This is a genomic window from Enterococcus sp. DIV1328a, from assembly GCF_050536905.1.
In the GTDB taxonomy this organism is placed as follows: domain Bacteria; phylum Bacillota; class Bacilli; order Lactobacillales; family Enterococcaceae; genus Enterococcus; species Enterococcus faecalis.
This window is the reverse complement of the sequence record NZ_CP172912.1, coordinates 229,363-246,654: the sequence shown is the minus strand read 5'-3', so window position 1 is coordinate 246,654 and position 17,292 is coordinate 229,363. Positions and strand designations below refer to the sequence as shown.

At 38.4% G+C, this 17,292-nt stretch carries 18 protein-coding genes; 5 read left to right on the top strand and 13 right to left on the bottom strand.

Features of this window, described 5'->3' with window-relative positions; all coding sequences use genetic code 11:
- Positions 1 to 2 precede the first annotated feature (2 nt).
- The 3 genes from IGL93_RS01325 to IGL93_RS01315 all read right to left on the bottom strand — a co-directional run bounded on the left by IGL93_RS01325 (position 3) and on the right by IGL93_RS01315 (position 3,228).
- Positions 3 to 1,166, bottom strand: coding sequence for a cation:proton antiporter (locus tag IGL93_RS01325; protein ID WP_002355211.1), 1,164 nt, complete (start codon positions 1,164 to 1,166; stop codon positions 3 to 5).
- Positions 1,167 to 1,186: 20 nt separating this feature from the next.
- The gene (locus IGL93_RS01320; RefSeq protein WP_430600018.1) at positions 1,187 to 2,554 is read right to left on the bottom strand and encodes a TrkH family potassium uptake protein; all 1,368 of its coding nucleotides are present in this window, start codon (positions 2,552 to 2,554) and stop codon (positions 1,187 to 1,189) included.
- Positions 2,555 to 2,685: 131 nt separating this feature from the next.
- Complete coding sequence (locus tag IGL93_RS01315) at positions 2,686 to 3,228, bottom strand: dihydrofolate reductase family protein (protein ID WP_010713603.1); 543 nt, start codon at positions 3,226 to 3,228, stop codon at positions 2,686 to 2,688.
- A gap of 246 nt (positions 3,229 to 3,474) precedes the next feature.
- Between IGL93_RS01315 and genR the strand changes: the two genes are divergently transcribed.
- The 3 genes from genR to genA all read left to right on the top strand — a co-directional run bounded on the left by genR (position 3,475) and on the right by genA (position 7,201).
- Positions 3,475 to 4,236, top strand: coding sequence for a MurR/RpiR family transcriptional regulator (genR, locus tag IGL93_RS01310; protein WP_002355208.1), 762 nt, complete (start codon positions 3,475 to 3,477; stop codon positions 4,234 to 4,236).
- Positions 4,237 to 4,409: 173 nt separating this feature from the next.
- Positions 4,410 to 5,744 carry a PTS sugar transporter subunit IIC gene (gene genB / locus IGL93_RS01305; protein ID WP_002355207.1) on the top strand — a complete coding sequence of 445 codons (1,335 nt, stop codon included), beginning with the start codon at positions 4,410 to 4,412 and terminating at the stop codon, positions 5,742 to 5,744.
- Positions 5,745 to 5,770: 26 nt separating this feature from the next.
- Positions 5,771 to 7,201: a 6-phospho-beta-glucosidase GenA gene (genA, locus tag IGL93_RS01300; protein ID WP_002355206.1), complete on the top strand. Its 1,431-nt coding sequence runs from the start codon at positions 5,771 to 5,773 to the stop codon at positions 7,199 to 7,201.
- 36 nt (positions 7,202 to 7,237) lie between these two features.
- On the opposite strand, the gene IGL93_RS01295 is transcribed toward genA, so the two are convergent.
- The 4 genes from IGL93_RS01295 to efp all read right to left on the bottom strand — a co-directional run bounded on the left by IGL93_RS01295 (position 7,238) and on the right by efp (position 10,261).
- A complete protein-coding gene (locus tag IGL93_RS01295; RefSeq protein ID WP_010775516.1) occupies positions 7,238 to 8,374 on the bottom strand; it encodes a cystathionine gamma-synthase in 1,137 nt (378 codons plus the stop codon).
- A 13-nt stretch (positions 8,375 to 8,387) separates the two neighbouring features.
- On the bottom strand, positions 8,388 to 9,305 hold the full coding sequence (locus tag IGL93_RS01290; RefSeq protein ID WP_002361143.1) for a PLP-dependent cysteine synthase family protein: 918 nt from the start codon (positions 9,303 to 9,305) through the stop codon (positions 8,388 to 8,390).
- A gap of 89 nt (positions 9,306 to 9,394) precedes the next feature.
- Positions 9,395 to 9,532, bottom strand: coding sequence for a hypothetical protein (locus tag IGL93_RS01285; RefSeq protein ID WP_002366057.1), 138 nt, complete (start codon positions 9,530 to 9,532; stop codon positions 9,395 to 9,397).
- Between the two features lie 168 nt (positions 9,533 to 9,700).
- Entirely contained in the window at positions 9,701 to 10,261 is a 561-nt protein-coding gene (efp, locus tag IGL93_RS01280; RefSeq protein WP_002355202.1) for an elongation factor P, read from the bottom strand.
- Positions 10,262 to 10,615: 354 nt separating this feature from the next.
- Here efp and IGL93_RS01275 point away from each other — a divergent pair, with 354 nt between their 5' ends.
- A complete protein-coding gene (locus tag IGL93_RS01275) occupies positions 10,616 to 11,263 on the top strand; it encodes a FusB/FusC family EF-G-binding protein (RefSeq protein WP_002361142.1) in 648 nt (215 codons plus the stop codon).
- A gap of 38 nt (positions 11,264 to 11,301) precedes the next feature.
- Here IGL93_RS01275 and IGL93_RS01270 read toward each other — a convergent pair whose 3' ends face one another.
- The 4 genes from IGL93_RS01270 to fabF form a co-directional block, all read right to left on the bottom strand.
- Complete coding sequence (locus tag IGL93_RS01270) at positions 11,302 to 12,270, bottom strand: dihydroorotate oxidase (RefSeq protein WP_025192639.1); 969 nt, start codon at positions 12,268 to 12,270, stop codon at positions 11,302 to 11,304.
- Between the two features lie 88 nt (positions 12,271 to 12,358).
- Complete coding sequence (locus tag IGL93_RS01265; protein ID WP_010713607.1) at positions 12,359 to 12,892, bottom strand: DUF6287 domain-containing protein; 534 nt, start codon at positions 12,890 to 12,892, stop codon at positions 12,359 to 12,361.
- A 102-nt stretch (positions 12,893 to 12,994) separates the two neighbouring features.
- Complete coding sequence (fabZ, locus tag IGL93_RS01260) at positions 12,995 to 13,429, bottom strand: 3-hydroxyacyl-ACP dehydratase FabZ (RefSeq protein ID WP_002355197.1); 435 nt, start codon at positions 13,427 to 13,429, stop codon at positions 12,995 to 12,997.
- Position 13,430: 1 nt separating this feature from the next.
- On the bottom strand, positions 13,431 to 14,669 hold the full coding sequence (gene fabF / locus IGL93_RS01255; RefSeq protein ID WP_010775514.1) for a beta-ketoacyl-ACP synthase II: 1,239 nt from the start codon (positions 14,667 to 14,669) through the stop codon (positions 13,431 to 13,433).
- Between the two features lie 297 nt (positions 14,670 to 14,966).
- Here fabF and fabI point away from each other — a divergent pair, with 297 nt between their 5' ends.
- Positions 14,967 to 15,719 (top strand): enoyl-ACP reductase FabI, encoded by a 753-nt coding sequence (fabI, locus tag IGL93_RS01250; RefSeq protein WP_002355193.1) that lies wholly within the window; start codon positions 14,967 to 14,969, stop codon positions 15,717 to 15,719.
- 98 nt (positions 15,720 to 15,817) lie between these two features.
- Here the strand turns inward: fabI and IGL93_RS01245 are convergent, their stop codons facing one another.
- Together IGL93_RS01245 and IGL93_RS01240 are read right to left on the bottom strand one after the other, a co-directional pair.
- Positions 15,818 to 16,231: a DUF4809 family protein gene (locus tag IGL93_RS01245; protein WP_025192079.1), complete on the bottom strand. Its 414-nt coding sequence runs from the start codon at positions 16,229 to 16,231 to the stop codon at positions 15,818 to 15,820.
- A gap of 29 nt (positions 16,232 to 16,260) precedes the next feature.
- On the bottom strand, positions 16,261 to 17,196 hold the full coding sequence (locus IGL93_RS01240; protein WP_002355191.1) for a cation diffusion facilitator family transporter: 936 nt from the start codon (positions 17,194 to 17,196) through the stop codon (positions 16,261 to 16,263).
- Between the last annotated feature and the right edge of the window lie 96 nt (positions 17,197 to 17,292).

Sequence of the window (17,292 nt, the reverse complement as noted above, 5' to 3'; positions counted from 1 at the left end):
TTTTATTGCAACGCAGATTCTTGTTTTTTAACAAAGTATTTCAATAAGAACGGTGCAACTAAGGTCGTTAAGATAATTACCACAATCATGCTCGTATAATACGCTTCTGAAAGTAATTTAGATTGGTAGCCAATTTGCGCAATGATTAATGCCATTTCCCCACGCGAAACCATCCCAGCACCGACCATTAAAGAACTTGTATTGGAGAAACCAACCATTTTCGCTCCCCAGGCGCCGCCCAGTAATTTCGTTAAAATCGCCATAATCGTCATTACCAAAATAAAAGGTAAATCTTTTCCTAACGTGTTAAATGTCACTGATAAGCCAATGCTGGCAAAGAAGACGGGAATAAACACGGCATAGCCAATAGCTTCAATATTGAAATCAATTTCTGTTTTTGCATCCGTTTGTCCCACAGCAATCCCTGCAAAAAAGGCACCTACGACAGAACTTAAACCAACTAAATCAGCCAAATAAGCCATGCCCAAACAGATAATCAATGACATGATAATAACAGACGACCCAATGTTCATTTTTTGACTTAAACGTAGTAAATAGGGAGCAATAAAGCGGACCAAAAAGAAAATCCCAATAAAGAATAAGCCTTGTTCAATTAACTTAACAATAAAGCTGACTTCTGTATTGCCGCCTGTACTTGCACCAATCATGCCGACAGCGACACTTAAAATAATCACGACCACGATATCGTCAACGACGGAAGCCCCAAGAATCGTTGCACCTTCTTTACTACTTAAAACATTCAACTCTCTTAATACTTCTACTGAAATGCTGACCGACGTTGCTGCTAAAACTAACCCAAGGAAAAAAGCTTCTTTCCAAGAAAAAGCAAACAGCTGACCAATCAACATAGTAAAACCAACCGGTAAAACGATGCCCAAAATAGCGACCATGACACTAGGTTTCGCATATTTTTTCAATAATTCCAATTCACATTCCATTCCAGCAATAAACATCAGCATAATGACACCAATTTCTGAAAAGTCATGCACAAACACATCTTGATGCACAATATTTAACATCGCTGGACCTAACACAATCCCTACTAGCAATTGCCCAATTACCGCAGGAATTCCTACTCTTTTACAAGCAACACCTGCTAAAGTCGTTGTAATTAAAATCAAACATAAAATACCTAAAAATTCCATTCTATTTCCCTCTTTCTCTATTAACCAATCATCACTGATTCTTTTGGATATTGAACTTTCGACTGACTTTCCAAGCCTTTCTTAATTAATGACAATAACACCGTGTACACACCCACACGACCGATGAACATTAGAAAAATAATCACCAGTTTACCAAAAACAGTTAAATCTGGTGTTAACCCCATTGTTAAACCGACCGTTCCAAATGCAGAAATCACTTCAAAAACGATATACTCAATCCCGTTTTTTAAAGGTAATGTTTCTGTAAACGAGAGAATAACTGAAGCAGTTACACATAAAAAAGTTGCCAAGAAGAACAAAGTAAATGCTTGGAGCACTACTCGCTCAGGAATTGTGCGTTCATGGAATTCCACTCGCTGTTTCCCTTTAAAAATTGCACGAAATTGTAAAAATAACACACCAAACGTAGTGGTTTTCAAGCCGCCAACGGTTGATCCTGAAGTGCCACCAATAAACATCCACAAAATCGTGACAATCAGGCCTGGATTACTCATTTTCAAATAATCAACCGAATAAAAGCCAGCCGTTCTTGGTGTAACCGACAAGAACCAACTGTTGACAAGACGCTGCCAAAAAGACATGTCAGCTGGAAAATGGCGATATTCTGAAATGTAAAAAATAACGGTCCCTAAGACTAAAAAGGTGGCGGTCACCGTTAAAGCAAGGCGAGTATGAATACTAACACGGTGCTTAATTTTATTTTTATAGCCTTTAATCATTGCAAAAATATCGCGCCACACAATAAATCCTAAGCCACCAGCTATAATTAAAAAGCTAATAACTAGTAAAAGATAAGGCGAATTTTGATAAGGAACCATACTATCCCCTAGCAAATCAAAGCCAGCATTACAAAATGCCGAAACGGCATGGAAGAAACTAAAAAACAACCCTTTTTTCCACCCAAATGTTGGCACAAATTGAAAGGACAACAAGAAGGCTCCAAGTAATTGAATAATGGCCGCAAACTTCATAATATATTTCATTAAACGAAAAACTCCGGAAACTTCACTAACATTTAAAGCTTCTTGATACAACATCCGTACACTTAGTGACGCTTTTTTCCGCAGCAAACTAAAGAAAATCGTGGCAACGGTTAAAAAGCCTAAGCCGCCTAATTCAATCAAAATCATAATAATAACTTGCCCGATAGGACTCCAATGCTCCGCCGTATTCAAAGGCGAAAGCCCTGTAACACAGACGGCGGAAGTTGCCACGAAAAAAGCATCAATCCATTGCGTTTTTTGTCCAGCTTGTGCAGAAAAAGGCATCATTAATAAGATTGTGCCTACAACAATTAATAAAAAAAAGCCTAAGACAATTGTTTGAACCGGTGAAATATACAACCTTTTTTTGATCTGATGTTTCATTTTTTTCTCCTCTACCATTTCTTTGTCAATCAAAAACAACACAAACGGCTAGACAACTGTTGCTTTGTTCCTCTCGCCCTATGAGAAACTCAAAACCTTGAAAGCAACTTGCCCAACCGAATAATTATTTTTTAATTTTTGTTTTCACGTTGATAAATCGAATAAACCAACTCATTTTTTTGATAAACCTGTTTTAAACGAACTGGGATTGATTGAGCCATTGTCTCGTATAGAGCAATGCCCTCACCCAGAAACAGTGGTATTGTCGTCAAAATGAAGGTATCAATTAAATCAGCTGCCAAAAGCGGTTGAACCACTTTTGGGCCTCCAACAATCCAAATTCCCGCGCCGTCTTCTTCTTTGAGACGACGAATTAATGTGACGGGATCTTCCTTGGTAAAAGTTCTTGAAGCAGTTGATGTTTCTGGATGAGAGGTAATGATATAAGAATGCTTGTCTTCATAAAAATACACATCTGGGGACAATTCTTGTGTCACTTGATCATAAGTAGTCCGCCCCATTACCACAGTGTCTATTTTTTCATACATTTCATCGTAACTACGATCTTCTTCATCGCCACGAATATTCTCTTCTAACCAAGCAACACCGCCCGCTTTGTCCGCAATGAAACCATCAATACTCGCTGCAATAAATAAAATTACTTCCCGTGCCACATCAACGCCTCCTTTTCTCTTCTTATCTATTTTAGCTTGTTTTCACAAAAAACTCTAGGGGTGCGCATTGTTATTTTTAAAAGAAAAAAGAGAAAAACTAGGATAATTGGGCTACTTTTTGTAAAATAGGAAATAAGAAACTTTTTATTGAGTTATTTTACATTTTTTTCAAGAAAAATAAGAATTGGTTTATTTGATTTACACAAAAAAATAACATATTCAGTTTTTATATAAAGGAGGATTACTTTGTTTGATTTAGAGAAGGTTCAGACCTTGAATGAATTAGAAATGCTCGTTTACCATTATGTATTGGAACACCTGCACCAAATCCCTCAACAGACCATTCGCCAACTGGCTACTTCCTGTCATGTCTCCACCTCAACGATTCTACGATTTTGTAACAAAATGGGCTATGCTGGTTTTTCCGAATTAAAATATGCAGTGAAAGAAGAAGCCAAACAAACACAAACGTTTGAAAATTTTTATGATGCCACGGTTCACGTCGATGCTTTTTTGAAAAAATTAAACCAAGAAACCTATTACGAAATGCTTCGTCCAGCAATCCAAATGATTGTTCAAGCACGTCACGTTGCCTTTACTGGCATTGGTACTAGCGGAATTTTAGGTAGTTATGGCAGTCGTTATTTTGCCAACTTAAATATCAATTCTTACAGTATTGCTGATCCCTTTACGCCTATCCCCAAGCGCGGATTTGAAAATACATTAGCCTTGATTCTGTCTGTATCTGGGGAAACCAATGAAATGATTAAACAAATGACCGATTTTAAAACAGCTGGCGCCAAAGTGCTAAGCATTACCAACAATCAACATTCAACTATTGCCCGCTTGGCTGACTACAACATCTCCTATTATATGCCCGACGAACGTTCTCCATTTGCAGATAAATCAGTCAATACAACCACTCAAATCCCTGTCATTGCTTTAATTGAACTCCTAGCTCATCAAGCAAGTCAACTTTTAAAGGAACTAGATGAAACACCTTTCTAGTTGTTTTTCACAAAAGCTCATGCTGTCTAAAACAGTATGAGCTTTTTTGTTTTTTTTCTTGGTACATGTTTCTCATTCAAGCAAAAGTCTATTTTTTCTTCAAATAACCTTATATAGTAAATATGTAAACGGATACATTTGCATTTATATTATTCTTCAAAGGAGAGATTTTTATGAACGAATGGATTAACGAGAAATTATTACCTCCAGTACTAAAATTCGTCAATACCAAAGCAATTACTGCCTTACGGAACGGGATGCTTTACACGATGCCTTTTACCATTGTTGGTTCCGTGTTTCTTCTATTAGCGAATTTCCCAGTTACAGCTATTTCTGAATGGGTTAACGCAAGCGGTCTGGCTGTTTATTTCAATCAAGCATATGGGGCATCTTTTGCGATTATGTCGTTATTTGCGGTCATCGGTATTGCCTACTCATATGTAAAAAGCGAGGGATTTGAAGGCCTCCCAGCGGGCATGATTGCCATGGTAGTTTTCATTTTGTTTATGTCATCTGAAGTCAAAGATGCGGTTTCTGGCGCAGTAGTTGGCAATGTCATCAACAAAGATTGGACAGCTGGCAAAGGGATGATTACAGCTATTATTGTTGGTTTGTTAGTCGGCGTTGTATATAGTTGGTTTTTACGTCATGATATTCGTATCAAATTACCAGAAGCTGTACCAGAAAATGTGGCCAATTCCTTTACTGCGTTAATTCCTGCCAGCGTCATTGTAACTGGTGCAATGCTAATTTTCATTCTTCTAGATAAAGTCTTCAATACGACATTCTTTGACTTTATTTACGAAGTGCTACAATCACCACTTCAAGGAGTCACAGATTCACTAGGTGGCGCATTACTATTAGGTTTTGTCATTCCGCTCTTTTGGTTTTTCGGTGTTCACGGGTCAACAATCGTTGGCGGTATCATGGGCCCTATTTTACAAGCAAACTCTTTAGAAAACACCGAAATTTTGAAATCAGGAAAAGACTTAACACTGGCTAATGGCGGCCATATTGTTACACAACAATTTTTAGATCAATTTTTAACGGTCACTGGTGCGGGCATGACAATCGGGTTAGTCGTGTTCATGGTTTTCTTTGCCAAATCAGCTCAGTTCAAGCAATTAGGTCGGCTTTCAATTGGGCCAGCTGTTTTCAATATTAACGAGCCAATTGTCTTTGCTACACCTATCGTGATGAACCCAATCATGGCTGTGCCATTCATTATCACACCGATTGTTTCTTCTGTTGTGACATATTTTGCCTTGTACACAGGACTGGTTCCTCTCTTTACTGCGGTACAAGTTCCCTGGACTACTCCTCCAATCATTTCTGGACTTTTAGTTGGTGGTTGGCAAGCAGCGTTGCTTCAAGTAGTGGTACTAACGATGAGTTTCTTTATCTATTTACCGTTTGCTAAAAAAATGGATGCACTTAATTACGCAGAAGAAACCAATCAACCAATTACTGAAGAAACCCTTGAAAAAGTCGAAGCACAAAACGTATAAAAATTTGAACAAAGGACTGAAACGATATGTCAATTTTGAAAAATGATTTTCTTTGGGGCGGCGCTGTCGCTGCTCATCAATTAGAAGGAGGCTGGGACCAAGGCGGTAAAGGGGTGAGCGTGGCGGATGTAATGACTGCTGGTGCACATGGCGTTCCTCGTAAAATTACCGCAGGCGTTTTACCAGATGAACACTATCCTAACCATGAAGCGATTGATTTTTACCATCGCTATCAAGAAGATATTCAACTATTCAAAGAACTTGGTTTAAATTGTTTCCGAACCTCTATTGCTTGGACACGAATTTTTCCTAACGGAGATGAAGAAACGCCCAATGAAGAAGGCCTTCGTTTTTATGATGCACTTTTTGACGAGTGTTTGAAAAATGGCATTGAGCCAGTCGTGACACTGTCTCACTTTGAAATGCCTTATCATTTAGTCACAAAATATGGCGGCTTTCGCAATCGCCAAGTCATTGATTTTTTTGTCAAATTTGCTGAAGTCTGTTTCACTCGTTACCAGAAAAAAGTCAAATATTGGATGACCTTTAACGAAATTAACAACCAAGCCAATTATGAAGAAGATTTTGCACCTTTTACTAACTCTGGTATTGCTTACCAGGAAGGAGAAGACCGCGAAGCAATTATGTATCAGGCTGCTCATTATGAACTAGTCGCTAGCGCACGTGCAGTGAAAATTGGCCACGCTATCAATCCCGACTTCCAAATTGGCTGTATGATTGCGATGGTGCCTATTTATCCTTATTCTTGTAATCCTGAGGATATGATGATGAGTGTTAGCGCAATGCAAAAACGTTATTGGTTTACCGATGTTCATGTCCGCGGTCATTATCCAAGTGCAATTCAATGCTATTTGAAACGAAAAAACATTTCATTAGATGTCACAGAAGAAGATTTAACTGATTTGGCTAATGGCTGTGTTGATTATATTGGCTTTAGCTATTACATGTCGTTTGCTGTGAAAGGTGCAGAAAAGGCCCCTACTTTTGACTACAATGAAGCAAAAGACTTGGTGCGAAATCCTTATGTAGCAACATCTGATTGGGGTTGGCAAATCGATCCTATGGGCTTACGCTATGCAATGAATTGGTTCAATGATCGGTATGAATTACCACTCTTTATTGTTGAAAATGGCTTTGGTGCTATTGATGAGCTAGAACCAGACGGAACGATTAACGACACTTACCGAATCGCTTATTTACGTGAACATATCGAGATGATGAAAGAAGCCGTTGCGTATGACGGCATTGATTTGATGGGCTATACACCTTGGGGATTCATCGATTTAGTGAGCGCTAGTACAGGCGAAATGAAGAAAAGGTATGGCTTCATTTATGTAGATAAGGACAACGATGGTCACGGAACGTTGGAACGGCGAAAGAAAAAATCGTTTGCTTGGTATCAACAAGTGATTGCTACGAATGGAGAAGAATTATAAACAAAAGGCCTTCGTCTAAAGACGAGGGCCTTTTGTTTATGCTTGTAATCCCTTTTCTAAATCAGCCAATAAATCTTCGACTGCTTCAATTCCTACAGATAAACGAATGAGTCCATCTTTAATTCCCACAGCTTCACGATTTTCTTTGGGAATAGATGCGTGAGTCATAATGGCAGGTACTTCAATTAAACTTTCTACGCCACCTAAACTTTCCGCTAAAGTAAAAATTTCCAACGCTTCTACGAAAGGAACGACTTGCTCATCCTTGGCTAATTCAAAAGAAATCATGCCACTAAATCCCGACATCTGTTTTTGCGCAATTTCGTGACCAGGATGACTCGCTAGTCCTGGATAATACACCGTTGCTACAGCTGGATGCGCTTCTAAAAATTCTGCGATTTTTTGAGCATTTTGGGCATGCGCTGCCATCCGGACGCCTAATGTTTTTAAACTACGTTGGACCAACCAACTATCATGTGGTCCTAAAACAGCACCAATCGCATTTTGTAAAAAGGCAATCTTTTCTGCGCTTTCTGGATGATTCGTTACGACTAAACCAGAGACTACATCACTATGGCCCCCTAAATATTTTGTCCCGCTGTGAACCACAATATCAGCACCTAACGCTAACGGCCGTTGAAAATAAGGCGTCGCAAACGTATTATCGACAATGGTTAACAACTGATGTTTTTTAGCAAGCTTAGCCGCCGCTTCAATATCTGTAATTTTTAACAGTGGATTACTTGGTGTTTCCAAAAACAAGGCTTTTGTATTTGGCTGAATTGCGGCTTCAATTGTTGATAAGTCGCTGGCGTTTACAATCGTGTAGCTTAACCCATTTGCTACAAATACTTTATCCAATAAACGGAAACTCCCCCCATAGACATCATCACCTAATAAAATATGATCTTCGGGTCCAAACATAGAAATGATTGCATGGATACCAGCTAAGCCTGAGCTAAACGCAAAGCCATGGCTCCCACCTTCTAACTCAGCGATTAAGGTTTCTAACGCGTGACGTGTGGGATTACCTGAACGAGAATATTCATATTCTTTTGGCTGGCCCACGCCATTTTGTTCAAAGGTTGACGTTTGATAAATAGGAACACTCACTGCACCTGTTGTTGCGTCTTTGCTAATGCCGCCATGAATTAATTTGGTATTGAATTTCATAAAAGTTTTCCTCCTAAGAATAAATATTTTTTGATAAATAACGGTCACTACCGTCAGGAAAAATAGTTACAATTGTGCTGCCTGCTGGTAAGCGGCGCGCCTCTCTTAATGCCGCCGCAAACGCTGCGCCGCTGGAGCTTCCCACCAGCAAAGCGCTTTTCTTGGCTAATTGTTTGACCCAGAAAAAACCATCCTCGTCTGAAATGGTATAAAAGCCGTCCACAGGAATCTGTTTAAGAAAAGGCGGCACGAACTCCACGCCAATGCCTTCGATTTCATGTCCGTGTGCAGGTCCGCCATTTAAAATTGAACCTTCTGGCTCCACGCCCCATAATTGCGTCTTACTATTTTGTTCTTTGAGATATCTGCCAACACCTGCAAACGTTCCACCACTGCCTAAACCTGCGACAAAGCTAGTAATCTTTCCGCCTAGGTCTTGAACAATTTCAGGTCCTAATCCTTCGTAGTAAGCAGCAGGATTATCCGGATTTTCAAATTGTAACGGCACGTAACTATTAGGAATTTCCTTGGCTAAGTCTTGGGCACTAGTTATCGCTCCGACAATCCCTTGCTCTGTTGGCGAAGGGACAATTTTAGCACCTAACGCTTGCATCAGCTGTTGTTTTTCCTGACTAAATTTTTCTGGCACAACAAAGATTGTCTTGAGGCCCAGTTGACTGGCTGCTAATGCCAGGCCAATCCCTGTATTCCCCGCTGTCGGTTCAATAATTGTTGTGGCTTGATTTATCTTTCCCGTTTTCATTGCTTCTTTGAGAAGATGCACACCAAGCCGATCTTTGACACTGCCACCTGGATTCAAATATTCTAGCTTCGCATAAATTTTAGTGCCTTCTGGCATAGGATATTGTTCACTTGTAAATTCAAATAATGGTGTTGCTCCGATTGTGTCTAAAATTGACTGAACAATCATAGCGAATTCCTCCTTCTAATACATGTACATAAAACAAAAAGGTGCTGATCGCATCAGCACCTTTTTTGTTTATTTCTGGTTGTCTAGATTCAGAGAGGAATCGTGTTAGGCAATTTTTCAGAAATAACGGAGGTTTTCCCCATCACAAAAGAGTATGCTGCACTATTTTGCACCATACAACAACAGCTTTCCGTTTCTAAAAAAAGGCTAGCTTGTTTTTTCGTCATGGTTGATTTCCTCCTTCGTCATGTGTTGACCAAACTATACCATTTCCCATTTTCTAGTGTCAACGATTCTAACGATTGCTATTTCCTATCACACCAATGGTTTTCTTATAGGTAAAAGAATTAATAGACCAAAAAAAACAGAAGGCTAGCCTTCTGTTTTTCTGCTACTTATTTAGCACGTTTTAAATACGTACCTTCCGCAGTATTGATTTCTAATAATTCGTCTGCTTCAACAAAATCTGGAACGTTAACAACTAATCCTGTTTCCATTGTAGCGGGTTTACCAGAACCAGTTACTGTTGCGCCTTTGATTGAAGGTTGTGTTTCAGCAACACGTAAGATTACCGTTGTTGGTAAAGTTAAACCAATGACTTCTTCACCATAAAATTGAATTTTTACTTCCATATTTTCTAATAAATATTTTAGTTCTTCTTCAATTAAAGCAGTTGGTACTTCATATTGTTCATATGTTTCTAAATCCATGAAAATAGCCATATCATCTTGGCTGTATAAATATTGAACCGGTTTTGTATCGATGTGCGCTTTTTTCACTTTTTCATCTGGGCGCATTGTTGTATCTGTTGTTGAACCCGTACGAACATCTTTTAATTTCATACGCATAACCGTGTTACCTTTACCTGGTTTGTGGTGGCTAGCTTCCATTACTTTAATTAATTTGCCGTCTTGCTCAAAAGTCATACCGGCTTTTAAATCGCTTGCTGCAATCATTGTAATTTCTCCTTTTCTCTGGTTAATTCTTCATTATTGTAGCAAATAACCTAGGATTAATCTAGGAAATCACGTATCTTTTTTAGAAGTTTATCACTCCCCAGACATTGAATTGGGAAATAAAACGAGTTTAACTTGCCTTTTTTCTTGAATTGCGTTAGAATTACCAAGCTTTCATCAATTATTTTCACTTTTTACATAGAAAAAATCAATCATTAAAGGGGGTGATGATATGATACGTCAAACGCTATCTTTATCAAAAACACATGAGGTTGTCTGTCACTAAACATACGTTGGTGAGACAAATTGCCTTTCAGCGTATGTACTCGGTCTATTTGAAAGGAATTTAAAATCATGAACCCAACTATTCAACCTTACCAATTTAACATAATTAAAGAACAAGTCGCTGTGTTACTAAACACCTATACGTCTGTTAACGATGCTACGACTGTCAAAACTGTCCAGGCCCTATGTGTCGAAAAAATCAATGGGTTATTTCCAGAAGAACACCCTGCTGTTACGATTTTGTTGGACAAAGTGATGGATCGTCGTTTAACACGCGCACGTGCTGAAAAATATTTAGATGAATTAAAAGAAACCGTGCTGCCCTTTAAAGAACCTTCAACACCACAAGTCACGAAAGTCTTTCGCAAAGTGAAAAAGTTAAAGATTCCTGAGTGGGAAAACATGGATTTACGGAACAATACCTATGTCGGTTGGAACGACGCTGGGACTCAGAAAAAATTTATCTTAGCTTATCGAGAAAATAAATTAATCGGCGTCCACGGCACCCTTTCACCCACCATTGTTAAAGGTGTTTGCTCCATCTGTCAAACAATCACGAATGTGTCTATGTTCCTAGCTACCACCAAATCAGGCGGCGACGGAACCTACACGAAAAAAGGCAATTACATTTGCCATGATAGCGACACCTGTAACCAACAATTAACACAACCTGAATATTTGGAAGCCTTTATGGAAAATGTTAAGGCTGTGAAATAACAAAAAAACCGTCAAGAAATTTTCTTGACGGTTTTTTGTTACATCTCTTTCAATTTCCCACGAAATTCTTCAATACTTTCATAACCTTTTGCTGCCATGACTTCTTGTAATTCTTTGGCTAGACGTTCAAAAACTTGTGGACCTTCTTGATGCAATTGTGTGCCAACTTGTACTAATGTCGCACCACATAAAAGATGCTCAAAAACATCTTTTCCGCATGTAATACCGCCCGTTCCAATAATTTTGATTTCTGGTTTCAAACGTTGCGCAAACGCACGAACATTGGCTAACGCTGTTGGTTTGACATATTCGCCGCCCAGTCCACCGAAACCTCCTTTTGGTTTAATGACCACTTCTTCCTTGTCACTGTCAATATATAAACCATTACCGATGCTATTAATACTATTCACGTATACTAAAGGGAATTTATTTAAAATTTCAGCCATTGCGTCAAAATGTGCAATATCAAAAAATGGGGGTAATTTTACACCTAATGGTTTAGTAAAAAATTGGAAAACTTCTGTTAAAAGCTTTTCTGTTAATTCAAAATCATAAGCAATTTGCGGTTTACCAGGCAAATTGGGACAAGACAAATTAAATTCTGTCACTCCTGTGTATTCACTTTCTTGCACTTTTTTTAAAATAGCGATATTTTCCTCATAATTCATACCAGATACAGATAAAAAGCATAACTCCTCGGGAAATTCCTTTTGACGTGCAATCTGATAATCTAAATAATAATCAATCCCTAAATTAGGCAAGCCCATTGAGTTAATACTTCCTAATGGTGTATCAAAATACCGAGGTTCCTCATTGCCCTGACGAGGATTAGGTGTTGCCGTCTTAGCGACAAAAGCACCTGCTTGAGAAGCCGCTAACTCATCCATTTCCTTAATTGTCATACAATGAATGCCTGATGCGTTCATTAACACATTCGCCAATTTATGTCCCGAAAACTCTACTGAAATATCCAAAAGAAAAACCCTCCTGTAAATTGTTTTACTCATAAGCTTACCACCTTCACGTAAGCTTTTTATGATTATAGCATGTTCTTTGACTTTCAGCATGTTTTTTTGTGTTAGTGTTATTTATACACTATTGCTGACGATAATAATAGAATTCGGCAGAGTAATTTCCAGCATTTTGAGCTATCAATATCCGTGGTTTAGTAGTATCTGACTGATCACCATCAGGATTGCTAAATCCAATTTTATAAAGTCCAAGTGCCGCTCCAGTCTGTCCACTTCTAATATTTGCATAGGGGATCTTGCTAGTTACATCAGATTGAGGAACACCTGTAATTATTTGACCATCTTCTGTCGTGCCATCTTGGTTAATCACTAATACTTGACCATTTCCATTTTGCCAAATCCCCGCCAAAGTTGTAAAATCACCATTGTTGATTGCTTCGATATTTAAGTCTTCATTTGCTGAATTCACTTCATCTGAAGAAATATCTTGCCCATTGTCAGTTAAGTTATCACTTGATTCTGTACTATTTATATTACTAGATACACTAGAAATAGTTGATGTTATCTGTGTATGAGTTATTCCCGCATCTTCTACTTTCGGTGCACAACCTGTTAAAAAAATGATAAGTATTCCATTAAAAAATAACTTCTTTTTCATCTTACGCCTCCGTCTTGAATTTTTTTCTACCATAAATTTATTTTATCATACCAGAACAAAAAAAGAGCAAGCCTTCACCGCTTGCTCTTTCTAATTATCTTTTTATCGTCCCACAATAAACGTCAATTCACATTCGCAGACCTTTTTATCTTCCACGTAAGCAGTCGCTTTGCCGATGCCGACAAAGTCACGTAATTTGACGATTTCAAAATGTAATTTCAAGACATCACCAGGGACCACTTTTTGACGGAATTTGGCTTTGTTGATACCGCCAATATAGGCTGTTTCACCTTCAAATTGATCCATTTTTAAGATTAAAATCGAACCTACTTGTGCCAATGCTTCAATAATCAAAACGCCTGGCATTGTTGGATTTCCAGGGAAATGTCCTTGGAAAAATTCTTCGTTAATTGTCACATTTTTTGTTGCAATAATCTTTTCATTTGGAATAATTTCATCCACATAATCAATATAACAAATCGGATAGCGATTAGGAATCATTTCCATAATTTCTGTTGCAGTCATTACTTTTTTCATACTAGTTTTCCTCCCATTTCTTCAAGCAAATTACACCATTATGGCCACCAAAGCCAAACGAATTACTAATTGTATAGTCCGCTGTAATGTCACGTGCACCTTCTGTGACATAATCTAAATCACAATCTGGATCAGCTACTTGGTAGCCTACTGTCGGATGAGCTTTTCCTTCTTGCAATGTTTGCACACAAGCAATCGCTTCGATACCGCCAGCCGCGCCCAATAAATGTCCAGTCATACTCTTTGTACTTGAAATTGGAATTTGCGATGCTCGCTCACCAAAGACACGCTTGATGGCCGTTGTTTCCGCAGCATCATTCGCTGGGGTTGACGTACCATGAGCATTGATATACCCAATTTGTTCCGGTGTAATCCCTGCTTCTGCAATCGCCATTTCCATCGCAGCCGCCGCGCCACTACCGTCTTTTAAAGGAGCGGTCATGTGGCTAGCATCACAGTTGCTGCCATAGCCAACAATTTCACCGTAGATAGTTGCGCCACGTTTCTGTGCATGCTCGAGTTCTTCTAAAACCAGCATTCCTGCGCCTTCACCCATCACAAAACCTTTTCGTTCTTTATCAAAAGGAATCGAAGCCCGAGTCGCATCTTCTGTTGTATTTAAAGCATTCAATGCTGCAAAGCCTGCAATCCCAATTTCACATACTGTGGCTTCTGTCCCCCCAGTTACCATCATGTCCGCTAAACCATATTTAATCGTGCGAAAAGCTTCACCAATCGCATTCGTCGCAGAAGCACAAGCAGTCACGATAGTTTGAGAAGGTCCTTTTGCACCTAGACGAATCGAAATATTTCCCGCTGCCATATTAGCAATTACCATGGGCACGAAAAATGGTGTTACGCGTTTTGCGCCTTTTTTATCCATTACCCGTACTTGGTCTTGTAAGGTAGTCATCCCGCCAATCCCACTACCGACAATCACACCTAAACGAGTCGGGTCAATCGTTGCTTCTGTTAAACCACTCATTTTCCACGCTTCTAAAGCAGCGACCAAGCCATATTGAGAAAATAAGTCCATTCTTTTTTGCTCTTTGCGTTCTAAAACAGCACTTGGGTCAAACTCTTTTACTTCACCAGCCAAAGCCACCCCAGTATCTTCAGAATCAAATTTAGTAATTTTGCCAATTCCTAGCTTGCCATCCACTAGATTATGCCAAAATTCTTTTACCGTATTGCCTAATGGTGTTACGGCACCCATGCCGGTTATGACCACTCTTTTCATACTGTACCTCCGAGTTTATTTTGATTATCAAACTATTATTTCATACGGTTTCCAGCACTTTTTCTTAAAAAATAAGAAAAATAGTTTGACTTTCAAAGTATTTTGGTTAATAATTCAGACATCAGGAAAAATGTCTGTTTTTTTCAAGATTAGAAAATTGAGAAGATTTTGTTATCATTCTCACACAGATAATACCAGTTGAAATTTTATTCGTCAACTCAATAAATGTAACTTTTACATTTTGATGAAGAAAAGCCTATTCTATCAACAAAAATTTTTTATTAAAGGAGATTTTATATGTTTTTACAAAATAAGAATGTCGTCGTAATGGGTGTTGCCAACAAAAAAAGTATTGCTTGGGGCTGTGCAAAAGCATTAAAAGATCAAGGGGCCAATGTTATTTATACGTATCAAAACGAACGCATGAAAAAGCAAGTGGTTAAATTAGCAGATGAAAATGATTTGTTGGTGGAGTGCGATGTTGCTTCTGATGCGTCCATTCAAGCAGCCTTTGAAACAATTAAAAACGAAGTGGGCACAATCGATGGACTAGTCCATGCGATTGCTTTTGCCAAAAAAGAAGAATTATCTGGAAACGTTAGTGACATCACTCGTGATGGTTTCCTATTAGCACAAGATATTAGTAGCTACTCTCTTTTAGCAGTCACTCATTATGCGAAACCTTTGTTAAATCCTGGTTCAGGAATTGTCACATTGACGTATTTAGGTTCCGAACGTGCGATTCCTAACTATAATATGATGGGGATTGCTAAAGCATCTTTAGAAACTGCCGTGAAATATTTAGCTTTTGAATTAGCTGCAGATAAAGTTCGTGTCAACGGAATCTCCGCAGGAGCGATTAAAACATTGGCTGTGACTGGTGTAAAAGACTACGATCAATTGATTAGTATTTCTAATGAGCGGACACCAGATAAAACAGGTGTAACCATTGAAGAAGTCGGAAACACTTGTGCCTTTTTAGTCAGTGAACTAGCTAGTGGTGTGGTCGGTGACATCATTTATGTCGATAAAGGCGTTCACTTAACTTAATCATTTTTTGTCTTTATTTTCTATTTATACATTAAAAAACAGAGATTGGACAATCTCTTTCACTCATTGATTGTCCAATTTCTGTTCTATTTTTTACTTTATTCTATAATAAAATTGACAGTTTCAATTCCAAAAACAGTTGTTAGAATTTGATTGACTTGTTCAAAAAGTTCTGGTAAATCTTCCAGTTTATTTTTAGATTGGATTTTTTCAGAACCGTTATCGTAGCTTAAATGATTGTACGCTTCTTTAAAGGTTACTGCTGTGTCTTCTTTTCGATAAAGGATATATTCGTCATCTAGTATATCCATTTGTAGCTCCTGTTTAAATCCATTTCTGGCAACAACAGCAGAAACTAGATGAGCAACTGTCAAGCCATCTAACGGAATGTCCACTCCATTCATTGCTAATGTGTAGACGGTATCTTCCACTAAACCACAGGCGTTACAACCACCACTGGTTAAATCTACTGTACTTGTTATAATTGCCTCTTGCATCGTTTCTTCCCCCATATTGTTTTTTAAAGTTATTCTTTCATTTGTTATTTACGAACGTAATTCACATCATAATCGTCAACTTCAATATAGATATAGATTTTTTTATCAGGCATTTTACTGCGAATGTCTCGTTCAATCGCATTCACAACATCAGGTGCATCTTCTTCCATTGGTTCTACCACATCAATTTTTGCCGCTACTAAAATTTCAGTTGGGCCTAAATGAACGGTCTTTACATCAATTAGTTTTTCAACATCCGCCCGATCAAATGCGGTTTTAATTTTTGCTAAATCTGTAGCGGTCACACTTTCGCCAATAATCAAACTATAAAATTCTTTCGCTAAGAAAATGGCTGCACACATTAATAGTAAACCAATCAGTAAACCACTGATAGCATCAAATGCAGCAATCCCAGTTACCATTGTTAAAAGGGTTCCCACCAAAGCTAAACACAAACCAATAACCGCACAAAAGTCTTCCGTAAAAATAATTAAAATTTCACTGTGACGACTTTCTCGCAAAAATTTTAAGAGCGATAACTTCTCTGTATTCAATTCTTTGATTTCTTTCATCGCTACACGCAAAGAGCTACCTTCCACAAGCAAACCAAAAATTAAAATACCAATGACAATAGCCACATTTTCTACTTCATGAGAGGGATGCAGTAACTTCTGAATAGCCTCCATTACGCCTAACGCGCCCCCACCAAAAAAGAGCATCGTTGCAACAATTGTACTAAAAAAGTATTTTGCACGGCCTTCTCCAAATTGATGTAACGCACTTTGTCCACGAGAAGCGCGCTTATTCCCAAAAAGTAATAACACCTGATTACTACAGTCCACGACACTGTGGATACTTTCATTCATCATAGCGGTACTACCACTTAAAGCAAAACCAACAAATTTACTAATCGCTACTAAAATATTCGCAATCAGTGCGGCAATAACTGCAAACATGCCACTCGATTTTTTTGTCTCCATAATTACCTCCTATATGTAACGTAAAACTAAGATAAACCACCCGTTTATTCATCCATCATTTTACCACTTCTGAGGTATTTGTAAAAAAGAGTTCTC

What these genes read in the sequence shown, in the direction of transcription:
- IGL93_RS01325 (WP_002355211.1), bottom strand. Translation starts at nt 1,166, where the DNA reads ATGGAATTTTTAGGTATTTTATGTTTGATTTTAATTACAACGACTTTA.
- IGL93_RS01320 (WP_430600018.1), bottom strand. Translation starts at nt 2,554, where the DNA reads ATGAAACATCAGATCAAAAAAAGGTTGTATATTTCACCGGTTCAAACA.
- genB (WP_002355207.1), top strand. Translation starts at nt 4,410, where the DNA reads ATGAACGAATGGATTAACGAGAAATTATTACCTCCAGTACTAAAATTC.
- genA (WP_002355206.1), top strand. Translation starts at nt 5,771, where the DNA reads ATGTCAATTTTGAAAAATGATTTTCTTTGGGGCGGCGCTGTCGCTGCT.
- IGL93_RS01295 (WP_010775516.1), bottom strand. Translation starts at nt 8,374, where the DNA reads ATGAAATTCAATACCAAATTAATTCATGGCGGCATTAGCAAAGACGCA.
- IGL93_RS01290 (WP_002361143.1), bottom strand. Translation starts at nt 9,305, where the DNA reads ATGATTGTTCAGTCAATTTTAGACACAATCGGAGCAACACCATTATTT.
- IGL93_RS01285 (WP_002366057.1), bottom strand. Translation starts at nt 9,532, where the DNA reads ATGACGAAAAAACAAGCTAGCCTTTTTTTAGAAACGGAAAGCTGTTGT.
- efp (WP_002355202.1), bottom strand. Translation starts at nt 10,261, where the DNA reads ATGATTGCAGCAAGCGATTTAAAAGCCGGTATGACTTTTGAGCAAGAC.
- IGL93_RS01275 (WP_002361142.1), top strand. Translation starts at nt 10,616, where the DNA reads ATGAACCCAACTATTCAACCTTACCAATTTAACATAATTAAAGAACAA.
- IGL93_RS01270 (WP_025192639.1), bottom strand. Translation starts at nt 12,270, where the DNA reads ATGAGTAAAACAATTTACAGGAGGGTTTTTCTTTTGGATATTTCAGTA.
- IGL93_RS01265 (WP_010713607.1), bottom strand. Translation starts at nt 12,892, where the DNA reads ATGAAAAAGAAGTTATTTTTTAATGGAATACTTATCATTTTTTTAACA.
- fabZ (WP_002355197.1), bottom strand. Translation starts at nt 13,429, where the DNA reads ATGAAAAAAGTAATGACTGCAACAGAAATTATGGAAATGATTCCTAAT.
- fabF (WP_010775514.1), bottom strand. Translation starts at nt 14,669, where the DNA reads ATGAAAAGAGTGGTCATAACCGGCATGGGTGCCGTAACACCATTAGGC.
- fabI (WP_002355193.1), top strand. Translation starts at nt 14,967, where the DNA reads ATGTTTTTACAAAATAAGAATGTCGTCGTAATGGGTGTTGCCAACAAA.
- IGL93_RS01245 (WP_025192079.1), bottom strand. Translation starts at nt 16,231, where the DNA reads ATGGGGGAAGAAACGATGCAAGAGGCAATTATAACAAGTACAGTAGAT.
- IGL93_RS01240 (WP_002355191.1), bottom strand. Translation starts at nt 17,196, where the DNA reads ATGGAGACAAAAAAATCGAGTGGCATGTTTGCAGTTATTGCCGCACTG.